This is a genomic window from Microvirga aerophila (genome assembly GCF_003332305.1).
In the GTDB taxonomy this organism is placed as follows: Bacteria; Pseudomonadota; Alphaproteobacteria; order Rhizobiales; family Beijerinckiaceae; genus Microvirga; species Microvirga aerophila.
This window is the reverse complement of record NZ_QOIO01000025.1, coordinates 21,054-36,108: the sequence shown is the minus strand read 5'-3', so window position 1 is coordinate 36,108 and position 15,055 is coordinate 21,054. Positions and strand designations below refer to the sequence as shown.

Genomic DNA, 15,055 nt, shown 5'->3' with positions numbered 1-15,055 from the left:
TCCGAGGATGTCGGTGACTGACCCGACGACAGCGTATTGATCTCCTTAGGCACGTGACCCGGCGGCTCGTCCGTCCTCAGGCTGGTCGGACCGTGCGCCTTCGGCGACAATCTGGAGCCTGTCGTCGGGCAGCGGCCGCTGCAACTTGAGCGCCTCCTCGGCCGGCGCGGTGAGCCAAGTCTCGTACTCCTCCGGGGTCGTCAGGATCACCGGCATGGCCTTCGGGTGGATCGGCCCGACGACGCCGTTCGGCTCCGAGGTCAGGAACGAGTAGAGCAGATGCTCGCCCTCGACTGGCTCGGCCTTGGTGCCGCGCACACCCGTCCACGGCCGCCAGATACCCGCGAAAGCGGCTAACGGCCGGTCCTTGTTCAGGGCGAACCACACTGGTGTCTTGCGTGGCTTCGTGTCCCTGTATTCGCTGAAGCTGGTCAACGGAATCAGGGCCCGGTACTGGGGTTTCAGCCAAGCGCGCCAGAAGGGTGATCCCACGTTGCGCACGTTGGTGACCGGCTGGGTGCCGACCTTCGGCGGCGGCGGAAAGCCCCAGCGCATCCGGATCAGCTCGCGCTCGCCGTCGACCGTGCGCACCACCGGTGCCATCTGGTCCGGGAAGATCGCCGGTAGGGGAGGCACGTTGCCGGCGGTGTCGCGGGCGACCTCGAAGGCGCGACGCATGGCCTCCTGGGTGGTGTAGCTCGAGTAGAGATTGCACACGGGCGGGATCCTCCGGCGGGGCATGGTACCTTATGCGGTGGCGGCGGTTCTCAAATCATGAAGAGGCTGGCATAGCTCGGACAAGGCCGACAGGACGACGACAGCGATCTCCGAATTCACGGGCCAGCCTGTCGACATGGGGTCTGAGGAATCTCCGGACGGAACAGCGTCTGATTAGGCGTTGTGACGGCCTGACCTGATGATAGGATCCTTTTCGTCGCACGAGCTATGAATAGCCCCTAGCGGGGTAGGCTCACCGCATCCGGAAACTGGAGATTGCTGCCATGACGCCAGCCTGGGCCGTCGGACTGATGACCGGAACCGTCCTCGACGGCAACATCGACATCGCTCTGATCAAAACCGATGGCGAGACGATCCAGGAGTTCGGGCCTTGGACGCTCGCGCCCTATCCGCCCGAGCTCCGCCCCCTTCTCCGAGACGCTATGGCGGAGGCGCGCGACTGGAACTTTGAGGGGCCTGAGCCTGCAATATTCACGCGGGCAGAAGACGCCCTCACCCGAGCGCAGTCAGCGGCCGTCACGGCCTTTCTCCACGAGAACGGCATCAAGCCATCGGACATCGCCGTCGTCGGCTTTCATGGCCAGACCATGCTCCACCGAGCCCCTGAAGTGGAGCGTCGCGGACAGACGCGGCAGCTCGGGAACGGGGCTTTGATGGCCAGCCTCATCGGTACGAACGTGGCCTATGACTTTCGCACGGCGGATATGATGGCGGGCGGCCAGGGAGCTCCGCTCGCGGCGAGCTACCACGTCGCGCTCCTGCGCAGCATCGACGCCAAGCCGAACGCAGCCGTCCTCAACCTCGGCGGCGTGAGCAATGTGACCTGGTGGGGCGGTGACACTATGGTCGCGTTCGACACGGGGCCGGCCAATGCTCCCCTCAACGACTGGATCGGTCGACATGGTCTTGGCGACATGGACCGCGACGGTGCCGTCGGTGCCCGGGGCGTCGTTGACGAGGCTCGTCTCGCTCGGCTTCTGGAGCATCCCTACCTGACGGCCCCTTACCCAAAGTCACTCGACCGCAACGACTTCACCGCAGCCATGGCTGACGGGTTGAGCCTGGAGGATGGTGCAGCGACATTGACGGCGTTCACGGCAGGCGCGGTAGGCAAAGCGCTCGATCTGCTGCCGCAACGGCCGGCACGCCTCATCCTCTGCGGTGGCGGACGGAGAAACCCTACCCTGGTCGACGCCATTCGCCATCGCGCGAGGATTGAGACGGTCATGGCCGAAGATGTGGGCTGGCGCGGCGATGACGTCGAGGCGGAATGCTTTGCCTTTCTGGCCGTCCGGGCGCTTCGTGGCCTGCCGATCAGCTTCCCGCTCACGATAGGTGTCGCGCAACCCATCACTGGCGGGCGCATCGCCATGTTCGATGAGGCCGCATAGGCAACGAGTTCCTTCAGCGGCAATTTCGAGAGGGACAGCGCATAAACTGTCAGCATAAACTGTCACTTGTGCGGTTCAGCCCGGAATCGGGGCTGTCCGGAGCGCCTTGGCCTACGACGCAACGGCCTCCCGGCGCAGCCTCGCCGGCTGTGCCGGAACATAGACGAGCCGCCGATGCCAGTCGCACCAACTCGATCCTTCGGGCGTCGGAGCTCCGCAGCAGACGGCGCTGCGCGGATCGTCCGAGACGATGTAGCGGCACTGCCGCGTTCCGATCTTGAGGAGTTTCGTCCGTTGTCTGGGGTCGGGCTCTTGCATGACGGGCACCTATGGCACGGCGGGCTGGGTCAACGGAAGTCCCTCGTCGCGATGCGGATTGCGGGAACCTCGGAGCGCTTCTCTGGAGCCACAACGGGCGGCGCGTCGACGGCCTCCCTCGGTCCCTCGCGCAGGCGGTCGCGCGTGCCGATCTTCGCCTCGTCGCCGCGGCCATGGCGCATGCTGAAGGGATCGTCGCGGTCGCCGACGCTGCGCAAAAGGTCCGACAGGTCGACGAGGTGCTCGGCGATGAGGTGGGTCACGCCGCCCTCACGCTGGTAGCGGCCGCGGACCGCCATCATCCCCGACGAGAGGATGAGGCGGCGCTGCTTGTCATACAGGGAGGGCCACACGATGATGTTGGCGACGTCGGTCTCGTCCTCGATCGTCATGAACATCACGCCCTTGGCGGAGCCAGGCTTCTGGCGCACGAGCACCAGGCCGGCGACCGTCACGCGCCGGCCGTCGCGGGCGCGGTGGAGGTCGGCGCAGCTCCGGATCCGGCGCTCGCGCAGTTCGGCGCGCAGGAAGGCGAGGGGGTGCTGGCGCAGGGTCAGCCCCTTCGAGCGGTAGTCCTCGACGACCTCCCGGCCCTCCGTCATTGGCGTCAGCGCGACGGCGGGCTCCTGGGCCTCGGAGCGGATCACGCGGTCGCGTTCGTCGGCCGCCGCGAACAGCGGCATGATCTCATCTGAGAGGCCCCGGATGGTCCAGAGCGCGTCGCGCCGGTTGACGCCCAGCGAGCCGAAGGCGTCGCCGTCGGCCAGGCGCTCGAGGGCTGTCACGGGGATCCCGGCGCGCCGCCAGAGATCCTCGATCGACGTGTAGGGCGTGTCGCCGCGCGCGATCGGGATCATGCCGCCGTTGGCGTTGGCAAGGCCGCGCACCAGGCGCAGGCCGAGGCGCACGGCGAAGCGGTGGCGGTTGCGGGTGGGCTCGAGGGTGCAGTCCCAGCGGGAGTGGTTGACATCGACAGGACGGATCTCGACGCCGTGGTTGCGTGCGTCCCGCACGAGCTGCGCCGGGGCGTAGAATCCCATCGGCTGCGCGTTCAGGATGGCGCAGCAGAACACGTCGGGATGGTGCCGCTTCATCCAGGACGACGCATAGGCGATCTTGGCAAAGGAAGCCGCATGGCTCTCCGGGAAGCCGTACGAGCCGAAGCCCTCGAGCTGCTTGAAGGTGCGCTCGGCGAACTCCTGGTCATAGCCCCTGGCCGTCATCCCCTGCACGAGCTTGTCGCGGAACTTGGTGACGCCCGCGGTGAGCTTGAACGTCGCCATGGCGCGCCGGAGCTGGTCGGCCTCGGACGGCGTGAAGCCGGCGCACTCGATGGCCACCCGCATCGCCTGCTCCTGGAAGAGCGGCACGCCGAGCGTCTTCTTCAGCACCCGCCGCAGCTCCGGCCGGGGGTATTCCGGCTTCTCGTGTCCCTCCCGTCGACGGAGGTAGGGGTGCACCATGTCGCCCTGGATCGGGCCGGGCCGGACGATCGCCACCTGGATGACGATGTCGTAGAAGTTTTCGGGCTTCATGCGCGGGAGCATCGCCATCTGCGCCCGGCTCTCGATCTGGAAGGTGCCGACCGTGTCGGCCTTCTGGATCATCGCGTAGGTCTTCTCGTCGTCGAGCGGGATCGTGGCGAGCTCGCGGTCCTCGCCTTTGTGCTCGCGCAGCAGGTCGAAGGCCCGGCGCATGCAACCGAGCATCCCGAGACCCAGCACGTCGACCTTCATGAACTTCAGCGTGTCGATGTCATTCTTGTCCCACTCGATCACCTGGCGGTTCTCCATCGCGGCGGGTTCGATCGGCACGAGGTCGTCGAGGCGTGCCTCGGTCAGCACGAAGCCGCCCGGATGCTGCGAGAGATGGCGCGGCGCGCCGATGAGCTCGGAGGCGAGCTCCAGCGTCATCCGCAGGCGCGGGTCGTTGAGGTTGAGGTTGAGCTCCCTGGCCTCGGCCTCGGTCACGCCGCCGTTGCCCCAGCCCCAGACGAGACCGGACAAGCCCGCCGTCACATCCTCCGGCACGCCCAGCACCTTGCCGACCTCGCGCACGGCCCCACGGGCGCGATAGCAGGTGACGACGGCGGTGAGCGCCGCGCGGTGGCGGCCATAGGTGTCGTAGATCCACTGGATCACTTCCTCGCGCCGCTCGTGCTCGAAGTCGACGTCGATGTCGGGCGGCTCGCGCCGCTCCTGGGAGACGAAGCGCTCGAACAGGAGGTCGTGCTCGGTCGGATTGATCGAGGTGATACCAAGCACGAAGCACACGGCGGAGTTCGCCGCCGAGCCGCGCCCCTGGCAGAGGATGCCGCGCGATTTCGCGAACGACACGATGGCGTGGACGGTGAGGAAGTACGGCGCATAGCCCAACTCTTCGATCAGGTGGAGCTCGTGCCGGCAGGTCGTCGCGACCACGTCGGGGACACCGTCGGGATAGCGCTTCGCCGCGCCCTCCCACGTCAGGCGTTCCAGCTTGTCCTGCGCGGTCTCGCCCGGCTCGGTCTCGCTCGGGTACTGGTAGCGCAGCTCGTCGAGGCTGAACCGGCAGCGGTCGAGGACCTCCCGAATCCGCCGGACGGCCTCGGGGTGGCGCTCGAACAGGCGCTGCATCTCGACCGGGTCCTTGAGGAACCGGTCGGCATGACGATCGAGGCGGAATCCGGCTTCGTCGATCGTGCAGCGCTGGCGGATGCACGAGACGACATCCTGCAGGCGGCGGCGCGAGGGATGGTGGTAGAGCACGTCGCCCATGGCCACCGTCGGCACCTTGGCGGTCTGGGCCGCCTGCTCGACGTAGAAGAGCCGGAGGTGCTCGTTGGGCGCGAAGCGGCGGATCAGGGCCATGTAGGCGCGGTCGCCGAAGGTGGCCTTCAAGCGCGCCAGGTTTCGCGTGAGCTCGTCGTCGGCCTCGTCGCCGAGGAGGATCGCGAGCAGGCCGTCGTTCCACGCGACGACGTCGTCCCACGCGAGGCGGCACTTGCCCTTGCCGCCGCGGCCCTTGCCGACGCTGAGCAGCCGGCACAGGCGCGAGTAGGCAGTGCGGTCGGTCGGGTAGACCAGGAGCGACGTCCCGTCGGTGAGATCGAGGCGGCAGCCGACGATCAGCCGCACACCGGTCTCCTTCGACGCCTCGTAGGCGCGCACGATGCCGGCGAGTGAGTTGCGGTCCGTGATGCCGAGCGCCTCGATGCTGAGAAGCTTAGCCTGTTCGAAGAGTTCGGCGGGGCTCGACGCGCCGCGCAGGAACGAGAAGTGCGTGGTGACTTGGAGCTCGGCGTACCTCACGACGAAGGCCTGCTGTCCGAGGAGCTGTGTTGGCGCTTGTCTTGCGAAGCTGGATCTAACCAAGCAAGCGTCAACGACATGGGCTCGATAAACGCTGCCATTTCCAAGTTCCTGACATCAAGAACAGATCAGGAACAAAATCTCCAGTTTGAGTCAATGTGAATGGGCGTAGCCAGCATGTGGATATCGGGGAGATCTCTTCGCGCCGTCGATTATAGGACAACCTGTGCCCAAGTGCCGTGAAAGACCTGCGCAGCTCTCGGCTTGGTTCGGCGCTTGGAGCTGGGACTCGGTGCGTCTCGACTGCTTTGTAGAGCGGACAGAGTTTGAGATTTGAGCTCCTGTTAACCATAGGGCCTGATCCTGTTTTCTTTGGGAGCGTCGGAGACGGCCAGACAACCACTCGTTCTTCTGCTTCCGGCAGATCGCCGCACCGGTGCTCTCACAAGAGCCGGTCTCGAGGGGTATGGTTACGATGTCCTGATGGCGGGCACCGTTGAGGAGGCGCTCGACCTCCTGCATACCAATCAGAGGGTGAGCGTCCTGGTCGTTGACGTCGAGCCCGAGAAGACCTCTGACGGCATGGCACTGGCACAAGCTGCCCGGCGGTCTGACCCGTCCATTCATGTGATCTACACCTGTGATGCGCCGTACAAGCTTCCGGAGCGGGAGAAGGTCAGCGGCGCACCATGCTTGCGTACGCCGTATCATCCGCATCAGCTCGTCGGGGTCATCGGGCAGATCTCAAGCCGACACTGTTTTGATGAGCATCAGATGCACGCGGCCTGACAGGACTGGTGGAGCAAGCAGCGTCAAAAACACAGCTAACGCACAAGGATCTAATGGCCGCGCTTGGAGTTAGAGACCTGCTGCCTGCCGCAGCTTAGAGGGTCATGATGTTTCTATCTTGGGTGACGCTGGCGACGGATGCGACCATGCTGACCATAGAGTCCCAGTCCGTTATCTGGGCGCGTCTGTCGCAGATGGCGCTGGGCCGAAGCTCGCCTGCTGAAAACCTCCTGATGGTGACCGAGAAGGTGAACGCATTCGCAGAGGCGGCCACGACCATCGCGGCGGGCGGCACGGCGCATCACGTGGTTAAGGGTTACCGTCAGAAAGTTCGCGCCAACGTTCAGCGTCTGGGGTGCTAGACTAGCGACACTATGTTTGTGAAAGGTGCTGTCGACGTCCTTGCGGCTCTTGCTCCAAGCTTGAGGCTTCACCTTAGACAGGAAGGATGCTGTCACCTGCGCCCTTCATTGGGCTCATCCACGTGGTGTCGGCGCGGAACATCAGTATCATCTCGGATGAAGGTCAGGCCTCGCGAACGCCCCACTCGTTGCGCACCTGAGCGCCAGTACGGTTGACGGCTACCTTTGCCAGCGTGGCGAAGGGCAGGTGAGGCTTCGGCATGCTGCCGCCGATCCTGTTAACCATGCGCTAACCGTGTTTTGCAGAAGAGGCTCGCCGGGGGCGCAAACCGTTGCTGCGTCAGGAACTGCCGGGCTCGTCCCGGACTTTTCCCCACATGCCGGGTTCGATGATGACCGGCGCTCCCCAACCGAGGTTGTCCCATGCGGCTTGCTTTCGCAGTTCTTGCGACGTCTCTCGTCGCGTCTTCATCCGCCTTCGCTCAGGTTCCCGTCGAGGTCGAGGCGTGCCGGTTGTCGGGCCTGGCGGCGATCAAAGAACGCTCGCCCTCGCTCGACCAGATCACGCTCGACATGGAGTCGCTGGCCGTCTCAAAGGCCAGCACCAACGTCGGCGACACGCCGATCAAGATGGTGGTTATGGGCGACGCCTATCTCCAGCGCGACAAGACCGACAAGCCCAACCGCTTCGTCTGCCTTCTCAGCGACAAGGGCAAGGTGGTCCTGACCTTCTTCACCGAGCAGTAGTCCCATCCATTCTTGTGTTGTCTGGAGTGCGCCCATGTCCACGATCTCGCGCCGCTCGTTGCTTTCGCTCAGCCTTGCTGCCACCTCTGTCTCTCTTGCCGGTTGCTCTGGGTTCTCCACAGGCGGACCGCTCTTCGGCGGATTGCTCGATGCTTCTAGCCCACGCCGAAGCCTCAGTGGCAGTACCATCAGCAAGCCCAACTATTCGGTCGTTTACGCCAGCTACCCCGGCGAGCCTGCTCCCGTGAAGGAGTTCAACTATGCCCAGGCGGACCCGGCTTACTTGAGACAGCAGGTGGAATACCTCGGAACGGAGGAGCCCGGCACCGTGGTCGTCGATCCGGCCTCGCGTCAGCTCTATTTTGTTGAAGCCCTAGGACGAGCGACCCGCTATGGCGTTGGCGTGGGTCGCGAGGGCTTCGGCTGGTCGGGGACCGCAAAGATCAACATGCGGCGCAGCTGGCCGGATTGGGTGCCGCCGAAGGAGATGGTGGCCCGCGATCCGGAGATCCGCTCACAACTCGTGGCGACGTCGCGCGGGCGGGGCGTTCCAGGAGGTCCGACGAGCCCGCTCGGGGCGAGAGCGATGTATCTCTTCGCAGCCAGTGGCGACACGGGTTATCGCATCCACGGCACCACCGAGCCTCAGACCATCGGCACCAACGTGTCGTCGGGCTGCATCCGCATGGTCAACCAGGATGTCATCCATCTCTACCAGCGTGCTCCTGAGGGAACCCAGGTCATCGTCTTGTCGTGACGGCACCGCATCGGCAAATCGGATTGTGGAGGAGTCAAAGGCAATGAATGAAGAGAAAGGACCGTCGCACCACCCTCATCTCTCAGACCGAGATCTCCTGCTCTGCATTGGTCGGGATCTCAAGCGGATCTACGAGGATACCCTGCGGCAGTCACTGCCAAGCGACATCGAGGCCCTGCTGCAGAAGATCGAGCAGGCTGAACGCGAGAGGACATTGCGGAAGCAGTGAACGACTAGGCAGCCCGTCACAGAGCTGTCTGGATAGAAGGGGAGGGGCTGGCCTGTGAAACCTGCTCATCATCGAACGAGCACGGCGGTGGCGAGAGCGTTGGCCGTCGCGGCAAATTCCGCCGTGTTATCGAATATGCACCACGTCCGTGTTCCCTTAGCCTGAAGCCCTTTTAGTTCTCCGGCGATCTGGGTGATGGCCTCGTCGGAGTAGGATGAATAGTACATCTTCGGCGAGCCATGCAGGCGATAGTACGCAAGCCCGCACCATCCGCCCGGCTGCTTCGCATCCGGGTGCGGCTGAGGGTCGGCTGCGACCCGCGCGACCTGCCGCTTTGTCATGAAGGCGTCGACGTCGGCCGTAAACCATGTTGCGTACCGGGGCTCACAGACGATATCGCCGCCAAAGGAATCGCGGAGAGTCCGGAAGAATGCTTCGGCTGCATCGGGGTCGAATTTAAAGCTGGGGGAAGCTGGATGAGGACTGGTCCGAGCTTGCCACCCAATCCGGTGATCTCGCCCAAAAATCGTTGCAGGGGCTCCCCGACATCAAGGAGCCGACCTTCGTGGGTGATCGTCTTCGGCATCTTCACCGCGAAGCGGAAGTGGTCGGGGACATCATCCGCCCAGCGCTGATAGGTCGATAAGCGATGAGGCCGATAGAAGGACGAGTTGATCTCGACGCCGTCAAACCGGTTCGCGTATCGCACCAGATGGCTGCCGTCATTCGGGAAGGCATCTTGGTGTGCCTTTGGGATCGCCCAAACGGCGGTCCCAATATAGATGCGGCGCTCACACACGTTCTACGTATTCCAGGCAGCGGGAGCGCACGAAAGGCGGAGATGCCACCAGCGGCTAGCCTCTCTTGAGCTTTCCGGCAGCAGCGTCGAGCTTCTCGCGGTTATTCCCGTGCTCTTTGATCAACGCCTCGGCCTGCGCGACGCTAATTCCGTGCTTCCTGGCAAAGTAGTCGACTTCGTACCCCTCGCCGCCAGCGACCCGGCTACGATCCGCACCACCGCGATTGGCTTTGTCATCAGACATTCAGCTTCTCCCCTCCGATTAAGGCTCAGCTTTTCATGACGTGGGTGCGGTTTCACGCACAATTAACCGTGTCGGAGATGTCTGTGGAGAACTCGGAACGAGTCATTTCAGGGCGACGTTGCTGACTCGTGAGGGTGTCGCCAAGGTCACCAGCGCCCTCATACGGTAGCGTATCGTTGGGAGTTCCACCCATGGCTGAACGGACGGTCTGGAAGGGCCACATCAAGCTGTCTCTCGTGTCCTGCGCGGTCGGTCTATATCCGTCGACGTCCTCAGGCGGCAAGATCCGGTTCAACACCCTCAACCGCAAGACGGGCAATCGGGTCAAGCGCCAGTTCGTCGACAGCGAGACCGAAGAGGTTGTCGAGAGCGAGGAGCAAGTGAAGGGCTATCTCGTCGGCAAGGGCAGTTATATCCAAGTTGAAGACGAGGAGCTCGACGCCCTGAAGGTGGAAAGCACACACACCATCGACATCGAGACCTTTGTGCCGCGCGAGGAGGTCGAAGAGCGCTTCCTCGATACCGCGTACTACATCGCACCAACCGACAAGGTGTCCAACGAGGCGTTCTGCGTCATTCGCGATGCCATCCGCGACAAAGGCATGGTCGGCATCGCCCGCATCGTGCTCGCGCGGCGCGAGCGTATGATCCTGCTGGAGCCTCTCGATGAGGGCCTTGTCGGCACGACCCTGCATGCGGCCGATGAGGTCCGCGACGAGGACAAGGTCTTCGACGAGATCAGCGAGGTGAAGTATCCCAAGGAGATGAAGGACCTTGCCGCCCACATCATCGAGAGCAAGGCGGCGCATTTCGATCCTGAGCAGTTTGACGACCGCTATGAAGAAGCCGTCGCCGAGTTGCTCAAGTCGAAGCAAGGCGGGAAGTCGGTCAAGAACGATGAAGAGCAGCCAAAGTCTTCGAACGTCGTCAATCTCATGGATGCGCTCAAGCGCAGCGTCTCTGCCGAAAAGGCTGGTTCCAACGACGAGAAACCCGCTCCGGCGAAGAAGCCCGCAGCGAAACCGAAGTCCGCTAAAAAGCCTGTCACGAAGACGAAGGCGCGCAAGGCCGGCTGAACCACCCGACAAGTTGTAGTGCGTAGGAGAATGCCATGGTCGCCGGATCGTCGGAGATGAAAGCCAGGACTGCTCGGTCTCGAGCCAAGCCCGCCGCTAAGCCAAAATCCTCCGGCTCTCTCGCCACCTACCAGGCGAAACGCGATTTCTCCGTCACCAATGAGCCGAAGGCAAAACGTGGCAAGGCGCATGGCGACCGCTTCGTGGTCCAGAAGCATGACGCCCGCCGCCTGCATTATGACCTGCGGCTTGAAATGGATGGCGTGCTCAAGAGTTGGGCGGTCACTCGCGGCCCCAGCCTGGTCCCCGGAGAGAAGCGCCTGTCGGTCCACACTGAGGACCACCCGCTGAAGTACATCGACTTCGAGGGCGTGATCCCGGCTGGACAATACGGTGGCGGAACCATGATCGTCTGGGATCAGGGCCGCTGGATCCCCGAAGGCGATCCCGGGGAAGACTATGCCCATGGTCGCCTGACCTTCACTCTCGAGGGCGAGCGTCTCAAGGGCAAGTGGCACCTTATCCGGACGCGCGGCAAGCCAGGTCAAAGGAACGAGCAATGGCTGTTGCTCAAGTCCGACGACGAGGCTGCCCGAACGTCTGCTGATCCGGACATCCTGGAGGAGGAGACAACATCACTGAAGTCAGGTCTTACTATCGAAGACCTCGCCGCCGAAGGCGAGATCCGCATCGACCACGCGAAGCGCGAGACGGTTGCGGAAGCTCGATCCCAGAGACCCCCTGCACCAAACAAGGTCGAGGGGGCGAAGAAGGGCATCCTGCCAGCCTTCGTTGAGCCGGCGCTGGCGAAACTGGTCGAGAGCGCTCCCAGAGGAAGCGAGTGGCTGCACGAGATCAAGTTCGACGGCTACCGCATGCAGGCCCGCATCGACGGTGGCGAGATCCAGCTCCTGACCCGGAAGGGCCTCGACTGGACCGCCAAGTTCAAACCTGTCGCCAAAGCCCTGAAGGATCTGAAGATCCCGTCGGCCCTGCTCGACGGGGAGATCGTCGTCGAGGATGAGGCTGGGGTCTCAAGCTTCTCGGCCCTGCAGCAGGAGCTGAAGGGCAAAGGCGAGCGCTTCGTCTACTACGTGTTTGATTTGCTCTACCTGGACGGCAAGGATCTCAGGAAGGCAACCCTCGCGGATCGAAAGGCGGCCCTGCGCCTCCTGTTTGATGACCTTCCCCAGGGCGGCGCTATTCGCTTCAGCGACCATCTCGAGGAAGACGGCGCAACCCTCGTCAAACATGCCTGCCGCATGGGTCTGGAAGGAATCATCTCGAAGCGAGCTGATCAGCCCTACCGTTCCGGCCGCGGCAACGACTGGGTCAAATCGAAGTGCACCCTGAGGCAGGAATTGGTGATCGCCGGTTACCTGCCCTCGAGCACGAGCAAGAAGGCTGTGGGCTCGCTGGTCATGGGTGTCTATGACGCCGGGAAGCTGCTCCATGTCGGGCGCGTCGGTACCGGCTTCACCGCGGAGACGGCGGCCTCGCTATACAAGACGCTCGCGCCGATCGAGGTTGCCGCGTCGTCCTTTGCCGACAAGATCCCTGCGATGGCCAGCCGCGGCGTGAAGTGGGTCAAGCCGGAACTGGTCGCGGAGGTCGAGTTCCGGGGGTGGACCCATGATCGCATGGTCCGGCAGGGCTCCTTCCAGGGCCTGCGCGAGGACAAGGATCCGCGCGAGGTGGTCCGGGAGACCGCCGTCAAAACTCCGTCCGACGAGACCCCAAATGCTGCGATCCTCGAGGGAGCTCGGCTCACCCATCCCGATCGGGTTCTTTGGGAGGATGTGGGCATCACAAAGCTCGGTCTCGCAGAGTTCTATACGGAGATCGCGGACCAGATCCTGCCTCATATCGTAAACCGGCCGCTGTCGCTTCTGCGCTGTCCGGGCGGGTCGCAGAAGGAGTGCTTTTTCCAGAAACATGCTTGGGCCGGTCTCGATAACGACTTGGTGCAGCGGGTCACCGTGGGCGACGACGAGGCCGTCGCGATCCAGGACCTCGCGGGCCTTCTCGCTCTGGTTCAGGCTGGCGTGCTCGAGATCCATCCATGGGGTTCGACGCTGACGAAGCCGGAGCGGCCCGACCGCCTGGTCTTTGATCTCGATCCGGGGGAGGGTGTCGGATGGGACGCCGTTGTCCAGGGAGCCGTCGACGTGCGCGAGCACTTGCGGGGGCTCGGCCTTGAGAGCTTCGTCAAGACGTCCGGCGGCAAGGGCCTGCACGTCGTGGTGCCGATCGAGCCGAAGGCATCCTGGGACGAGGCCAAAGCGTTCGCGGCGGGTGTCGCGGCGGCCATGACGAAGGCGAACCCTACGCGCTACACCGACACGATGGCCAAGCGTGCCCGGACAGGCCGGATCTTCATCGACTATCTGCGCAATGGATGGGGTGCGACGGCTGTGGCTGCCTTCTCCACGCGGGCGCGGTCGGGCGCACCCGTTTCCACACCAGTGTCATGGGACGAACTGCCATCCATTCGCAGTGGCAATCAGTATCGGGTCGGTAATCTGGCGGCCCGGCTGCCGAATCTCAGCAGCGATCCTTGGCCGGACTTCGAAGCGGTCGACCAAGTGGTTCCGGCTTCAAAGAGGCGCAAGCCGTGACCTTGTGGTCAGGTCTCACGAAACTTCGCCATGATCGTAGGGATTTCAGCGAGGAGTTCCCGCGCGAGGAAGCCGAGGGGGCCACGGGTCTGGGCCAGGCGGTTGCCGGCCTCGCCATGAAGGAAGACTCCCCACTGTGCCGCCCCGAGCGGACTTGCGCCGCGAGCCAGCAGGCCTGCGACGATGCCGGCCAGCGTGTCTCCCGATCCCGATGTCGCCAAGCCGACATTGCCGTCGCTGTAGGTGAATGTGGCCCCGTCCGGCGTGGCGATGTAGGTGCACGGCCCCTTGAGGGCCACGACACTGTGCAGCAGTCTCGCCGCTTGCTCCGCAATCTCAGCCGGGTTGCTCAGGACGTCATCCTTGTCGATGCCAAGCAGATTGGCCATCTCGCCTGCATGGGGAGTGATCACCATGCGGCCCTTATGGCGGGCCAGAACGGCAGCGATGTCCTTCAACTGTCCTAGCGCCCCAGCATCCAGGACGAATGCCGATCCGGGTTCACAGTTCAAGAGATCTGCGGTGAATGCGGAGACCGCTTCTTCGTCGAGCATTCCAGGCCCGACTAGAACCGCATCGCATCGCGCGATCCGCTCGCGCAGCAGGACAGTCGCCTTTGGATCGATCTCGCCCGCTCGCGTCTCCGGCAAGCCAAGGACCAGCGCCTCTGGCACAGCGAGGCCAAGGTGGGTCGCAATGCTCTTGCAGGTCGCGATCTGAAGCTTGCCGGCTCCGGCGCGCAACGCAGCAGTCGCTGCAAGCAGGGCCGCCCCTGGAACCGATGCGCTCCCTGCGATGACAAGGACACGTCCGCGCTGGTCTTTATCCCCGTCCTCAGAGGGTTGCGGGAGAGGTATTCGGCTGAGGAATTCGGAGGTGATCGCACCGTTGCTCATCGTGCCGCAACTTTGGCGTCGGGCTCGGTTGTCACGGGCGCGCCAGCCTCTTCAAGGGGAGCGACGAAGTTGTAACGGTGCAATGTCAACTGTCCATGCTCGCCAATGCCGGGATCGAGGCGGTATTCGGTGACGGAGCAGTTCGCAACATCGCCCTCGGCATCAATCTCCAGGATCTTCTGCTCCGTCATGTTCTCCAGAAGATAGCGCAGGCACAGGACGACCACTTGGTGACCCACGATCAGAACGCGACAGCCGCTGTGATGCAGGGAGATCGTGTCGAGCGCGCTTCTGAGACGCAAGATGACGTCGCACCAGCTCTCGCCACCGGGCGGCCGGTGATAGAACTTGCCCAAAAGCCGGCGGAACTCAGCTTGGTCGGGATGGAGCTCCTCGATGCCCGAGCGTGTGAGGCGGTCGAGGACACCGAACTCCTTCTCGCGTAGGCGCTCGTCGACGACAAACGTATGGCGCTCGACACAGACGCCTCCTTCCGCCTCGATGATCTCAGCCGTGCGTTGCGCCCGGAGATAGGGAGAGGTCAGAACGACGTTGGGGCGTTCCCCTGCGGGCAGGGTGGCGAACCAGCGTCCAAGGGCACTGGATTGCTCCTCGCCGAGCGGGCTCAAAGGGACATCGACGTCCCTGTGGGCGATGTCGATGCGGGATAGACCGGCCGCATGGGCGGCATCGCGTGCGACGTTGCCGGCGCTCTCGCCATGACGGACGATCCAGAGGCGTTCCGGCCACCGTTGCATCAGTTGGCATCCTGCGTTTTGCAGTCTCAGCTGAGGGTTTGAA

The 15,055-nt window shown here is 63.8% G+C and carries 14 protein-coding genes and 1 pseudogene; 8 read left to right on the top strand and 7 right to left on the bottom strand.

Features of this window, described 5'->3' with window-relative positions; all coding sequences use genetic code 11:
- Positions 1 to 45 precede the first annotated feature (45 nt).
- Positions 46 to 717 carry an SOS response-associated peptidase gene (locus tag DRB19_RS15120; RefSeq protein ID WP_114186906.1) on the bottom strand — a complete coding sequence of 224 codons (672 nt, stop codon included), beginning with the start codon at positions 715 to 717 and terminating at the stop codon, positions 46 to 48.
- Positions 718 to 1,001: 284 nt separating this feature from the next.
- On the opposite strand from DRB19_RS15120, the gene DRB19_RS15115 reads away from it, so the two are divergent.
- Entirely contained in the window at positions 1,002 to 2,129 is a 1,128-nt protein-coding gene (locus DRB19_RS15115) for an anhydro-N-acetylmuramic acid kinase (RefSeq protein WP_114186866.1), read from the top strand.
- Between the two features lie 111 nt (positions 2,130 to 2,240).
- Here DRB19_RS15115 and DRB19_RS15110 read toward each other — a convergent pair whose 3' ends face one another.
- Together DRB19_RS15110 and DRB19_RS15105 are read right to left on the bottom strand one after the other, a co-directional pair.
- A complete protein-coding gene (locus tag DRB19_RS15110) occupies positions 2,241 to 2,447 on the bottom strand; it encodes a GcrA family cell cycle regulator (protein ID WP_147022146.1) in 207 nt (68 codons plus the stop codon).
- Positions 2,448 to 2,476: 29 nt separating this feature from the next.
- Entirely contained in the window at positions 2,477 to 5,737 is a 3,261-nt protein-coding gene (locus tag DRB19_RS15105; RefSeq protein WP_114186864.1) for an error-prone DNA polymerase, read from the bottom strand.
- Between the two features lie 483 nt (positions 5,738 to 6,220).
- Here DRB19_RS15105 and DRB19_RS15100 point away from each other — a divergent pair, with 483 nt between their 5' ends.
- The 5 genes from DRB19_RS15100 (at position 6,221) to DRB19_RS15080 (ending at position 8,621) form a co-directional block, all read left to right on the top strand.
- Positions 6,221 to 6,526, top strand: coding sequence for a response regulator (locus tag DRB19_RS15100; RefSeq protein WP_147023045.1), 306 nt, complete (start codon positions 6,221 to 6,223; stop codon positions 6,524 to 6,526).
- A gap of 104 nt (positions 6,527 to 6,630) precedes the next feature.
- Entirely contained in the window at positions 6,631 to 6,888 is a 258-nt protein-coding gene (locus tag DRB19_RS15095; RefSeq protein ID WP_308494364.1) for a hypothetical protein, read from the top strand.
- A 423-nt stretch (positions 6,889 to 7,311) separates the two neighbouring features.
- Positions 7,312 to 7,635, top strand: a complete 324-nt coding sequence (locus tag DRB19_RS15090) for a hypothetical protein (protein ID WP_114186861.1) — start codon at positions 7,312 to 7,314, stop codon at positions 7,633 to 7,635.
- 34 nt (positions 7,636 to 7,669) lie between these two features.
- The gene (locus DRB19_RS15085) at positions 7,670 to 8,392 is read left to right on the top strand and encodes a L,D-transpeptidase (protein WP_114186860.1); all 723 of its coding nucleotides are present in this window, start codon (positions 7,670 to 7,672) and stop codon (positions 8,390 to 8,392) included.
- Between the two features lie 43 nt (positions 8,393 to 8,435).
- Complete coding sequence (locus tag DRB19_RS15080; RefSeq protein WP_114186859.1) at positions 8,436 to 8,621, top strand: NepR family anti-sigma factor; 186 nt, start codon at positions 8,436 to 8,438, stop codon at positions 8,619 to 8,621.
- A gap of 68 nt (positions 8,622 to 8,689) precedes the next feature.
- On the opposite strand, the pseudogene DRB19_RS15075 reads toward DRB19_RS15080, so the two are convergent.
- Both DRB19_RS15075 and DRB19_RS15070 read right to left on the bottom strand, forming a co-directional pair.
- Positions 8,690 to 9,330 (bottom strand): annotated as a pseudogene (locus DRB19_RS15075) (DUF72 domain-containing protein).
- Positions 9,331 to 9,475: 145 nt separating this feature from the next.
- Complete coding sequence (locus DRB19_RS15070) at positions 9,476 to 9,664, bottom strand: DUF3606 domain-containing protein (RefSeq protein ID WP_114186858.1); 189 nt, start codon at positions 9,662 to 9,664, stop codon at positions 9,476 to 9,478.
- Positions 9,665 to 9,855: 191 nt separating this feature from the next.
- On the opposite strand from DRB19_RS15070, the gene ku reads away from it, so the two are divergent.
- Together ku and ligD are read left to right on the top strand one after the other, a co-directional pair.
- Positions 9,856 to 10,740 carry a non-homologous end joining protein Ku gene (gene ku, locus DRB19_RS15065; RefSeq protein WP_114186857.1) on the top strand — a complete coding sequence of 295 codons (885 nt, stop codon included), beginning with the start codon at positions 9,856 to 9,858 and terminating at the stop codon, positions 10,738 to 10,740.
- Positions 10,741 to 10,775: 35 nt separating this feature from the next.
- The gene (gene ligD / locus DRB19_RS15060; protein WP_114186856.1) at positions 10,776 to 13,358 is read left to right on the top strand and encodes a DNA ligase D; all 2,583 of its coding nucleotides are present in this window, start codon (positions 10,776 to 10,778) and stop codon (positions 13,356 to 13,358) included.
- 8 nt (positions 13,359 to 13,366) lie between these two features.
- Here ligD and DRB19_RS15055 read toward each other — a convergent pair whose 3' ends face one another.
- Both DRB19_RS15055 and DRB19_RS15050 read right to left on the bottom strand, forming a co-directional pair.
- Positions 13,367 to 14,254 carry an NAD(P)H-hydrate dehydratase gene (locus tag DRB19_RS15055; RefSeq protein WP_114186855.1) on the bottom strand — a complete coding sequence of 296 codons (888 nt, stop codon included), beginning with the start codon at positions 14,252 to 14,254 and terminating at the stop codon, positions 13,367 to 13,369.
- Positions 14,251 to 15,012, bottom strand: coding sequence for a histidine phosphatase family protein (locus tag DRB19_RS15050; RefSeq protein ID WP_245439522.1), 762 nt, complete (start codon positions 15,010 to 15,012; stop codon positions 14,251 to 14,253). Before DRB19_RS15050 ends, DRB19_RS15055 begins: the two co-directional genes overlap by 4 nt.
- Between the last annotated feature and the right edge of the window lie 43 nt (positions 15,013 to 15,055).

Coding starts and splice junctions, on each gene's coding strand:
- DRB19_RS15115 (WP_114186866.1), top strand. CDS start 1,002: ATGACGCCAGCCTGGGCCGTCGGACTGATGACCGGAACCGTCCTCGAC.
- DRB19_RS15110 (WP_147022146.1), bottom strand. CDS start 2,447: ATGCAAGAGCCCGACCCCAGACAACGGACGAAACTCCTCAAGATCGGA.
- DRB19_RS15100 (WP_147023045.1), top strand. CDS start 6,221: ATGGCGGGCACCGTTGAGGAGGCGCTCGACCTCCTGCATACCAATCAG.
- DRB19_RS15095 (WP_308494364.1), top strand. CDS start 6,631: ATGATGTTTCTATCTTGGGTGACGCTGGCGACGGATGCGACCATGCTG.
- DRB19_RS15090 (WP_114186861.1), top strand. CDS start 7,312: ATGCGGCTTGCTTTCGCAGTTCTTGCGACGTCTCTCGTCGCGTCTTCA.
- DRB19_RS15085 (WP_114186860.1), top strand. CDS start 7,670: ATGTCCACGATCTCGCGCCGCTCGTTGCTTTCGCTCAGCCTTGCTGCC.
- DRB19_RS15080 (WP_114186859.1), top strand. CDS start 8,436: ATGAATGAAGAGAAAGGACCGTCGCACCACCCTCATCTCTCAGACCGA.
- DRB19_RS15070 (WP_114186858.1), bottom strand. CDS start 9,664: ATGTCTGATGACAAAGCCAATCGCGGTGGTGCGGATCGTAGCCGGGTC.
- ku (WP_114186857.1), top strand. CDS start 9,856: ATGGCTGAACGGACGGTCTGGAAGGGCCACATCAAGCTGTCTCTCGTG.
- ligD (WP_114186856.1), top strand. CDS start 10,776: ATGGTCGCCGGATCGTCGGAGATGAAAGCCAGGACTGCTCGGTCTCGA.
- DRB19_RS15055 (WP_114186855.1), bottom strand. CDS start 14,254: ATGAGCAACGGTGCGATCACCTCCGAATTCCTCAGCCGAATACCTCTC.
- DRB19_RS15050 (WP_245439522.1), bottom strand. CDS start 15,012: ATGCAACGGTGGCCGGAACGCCTCTGGATCGTCCGTCATGGCGAGAGC.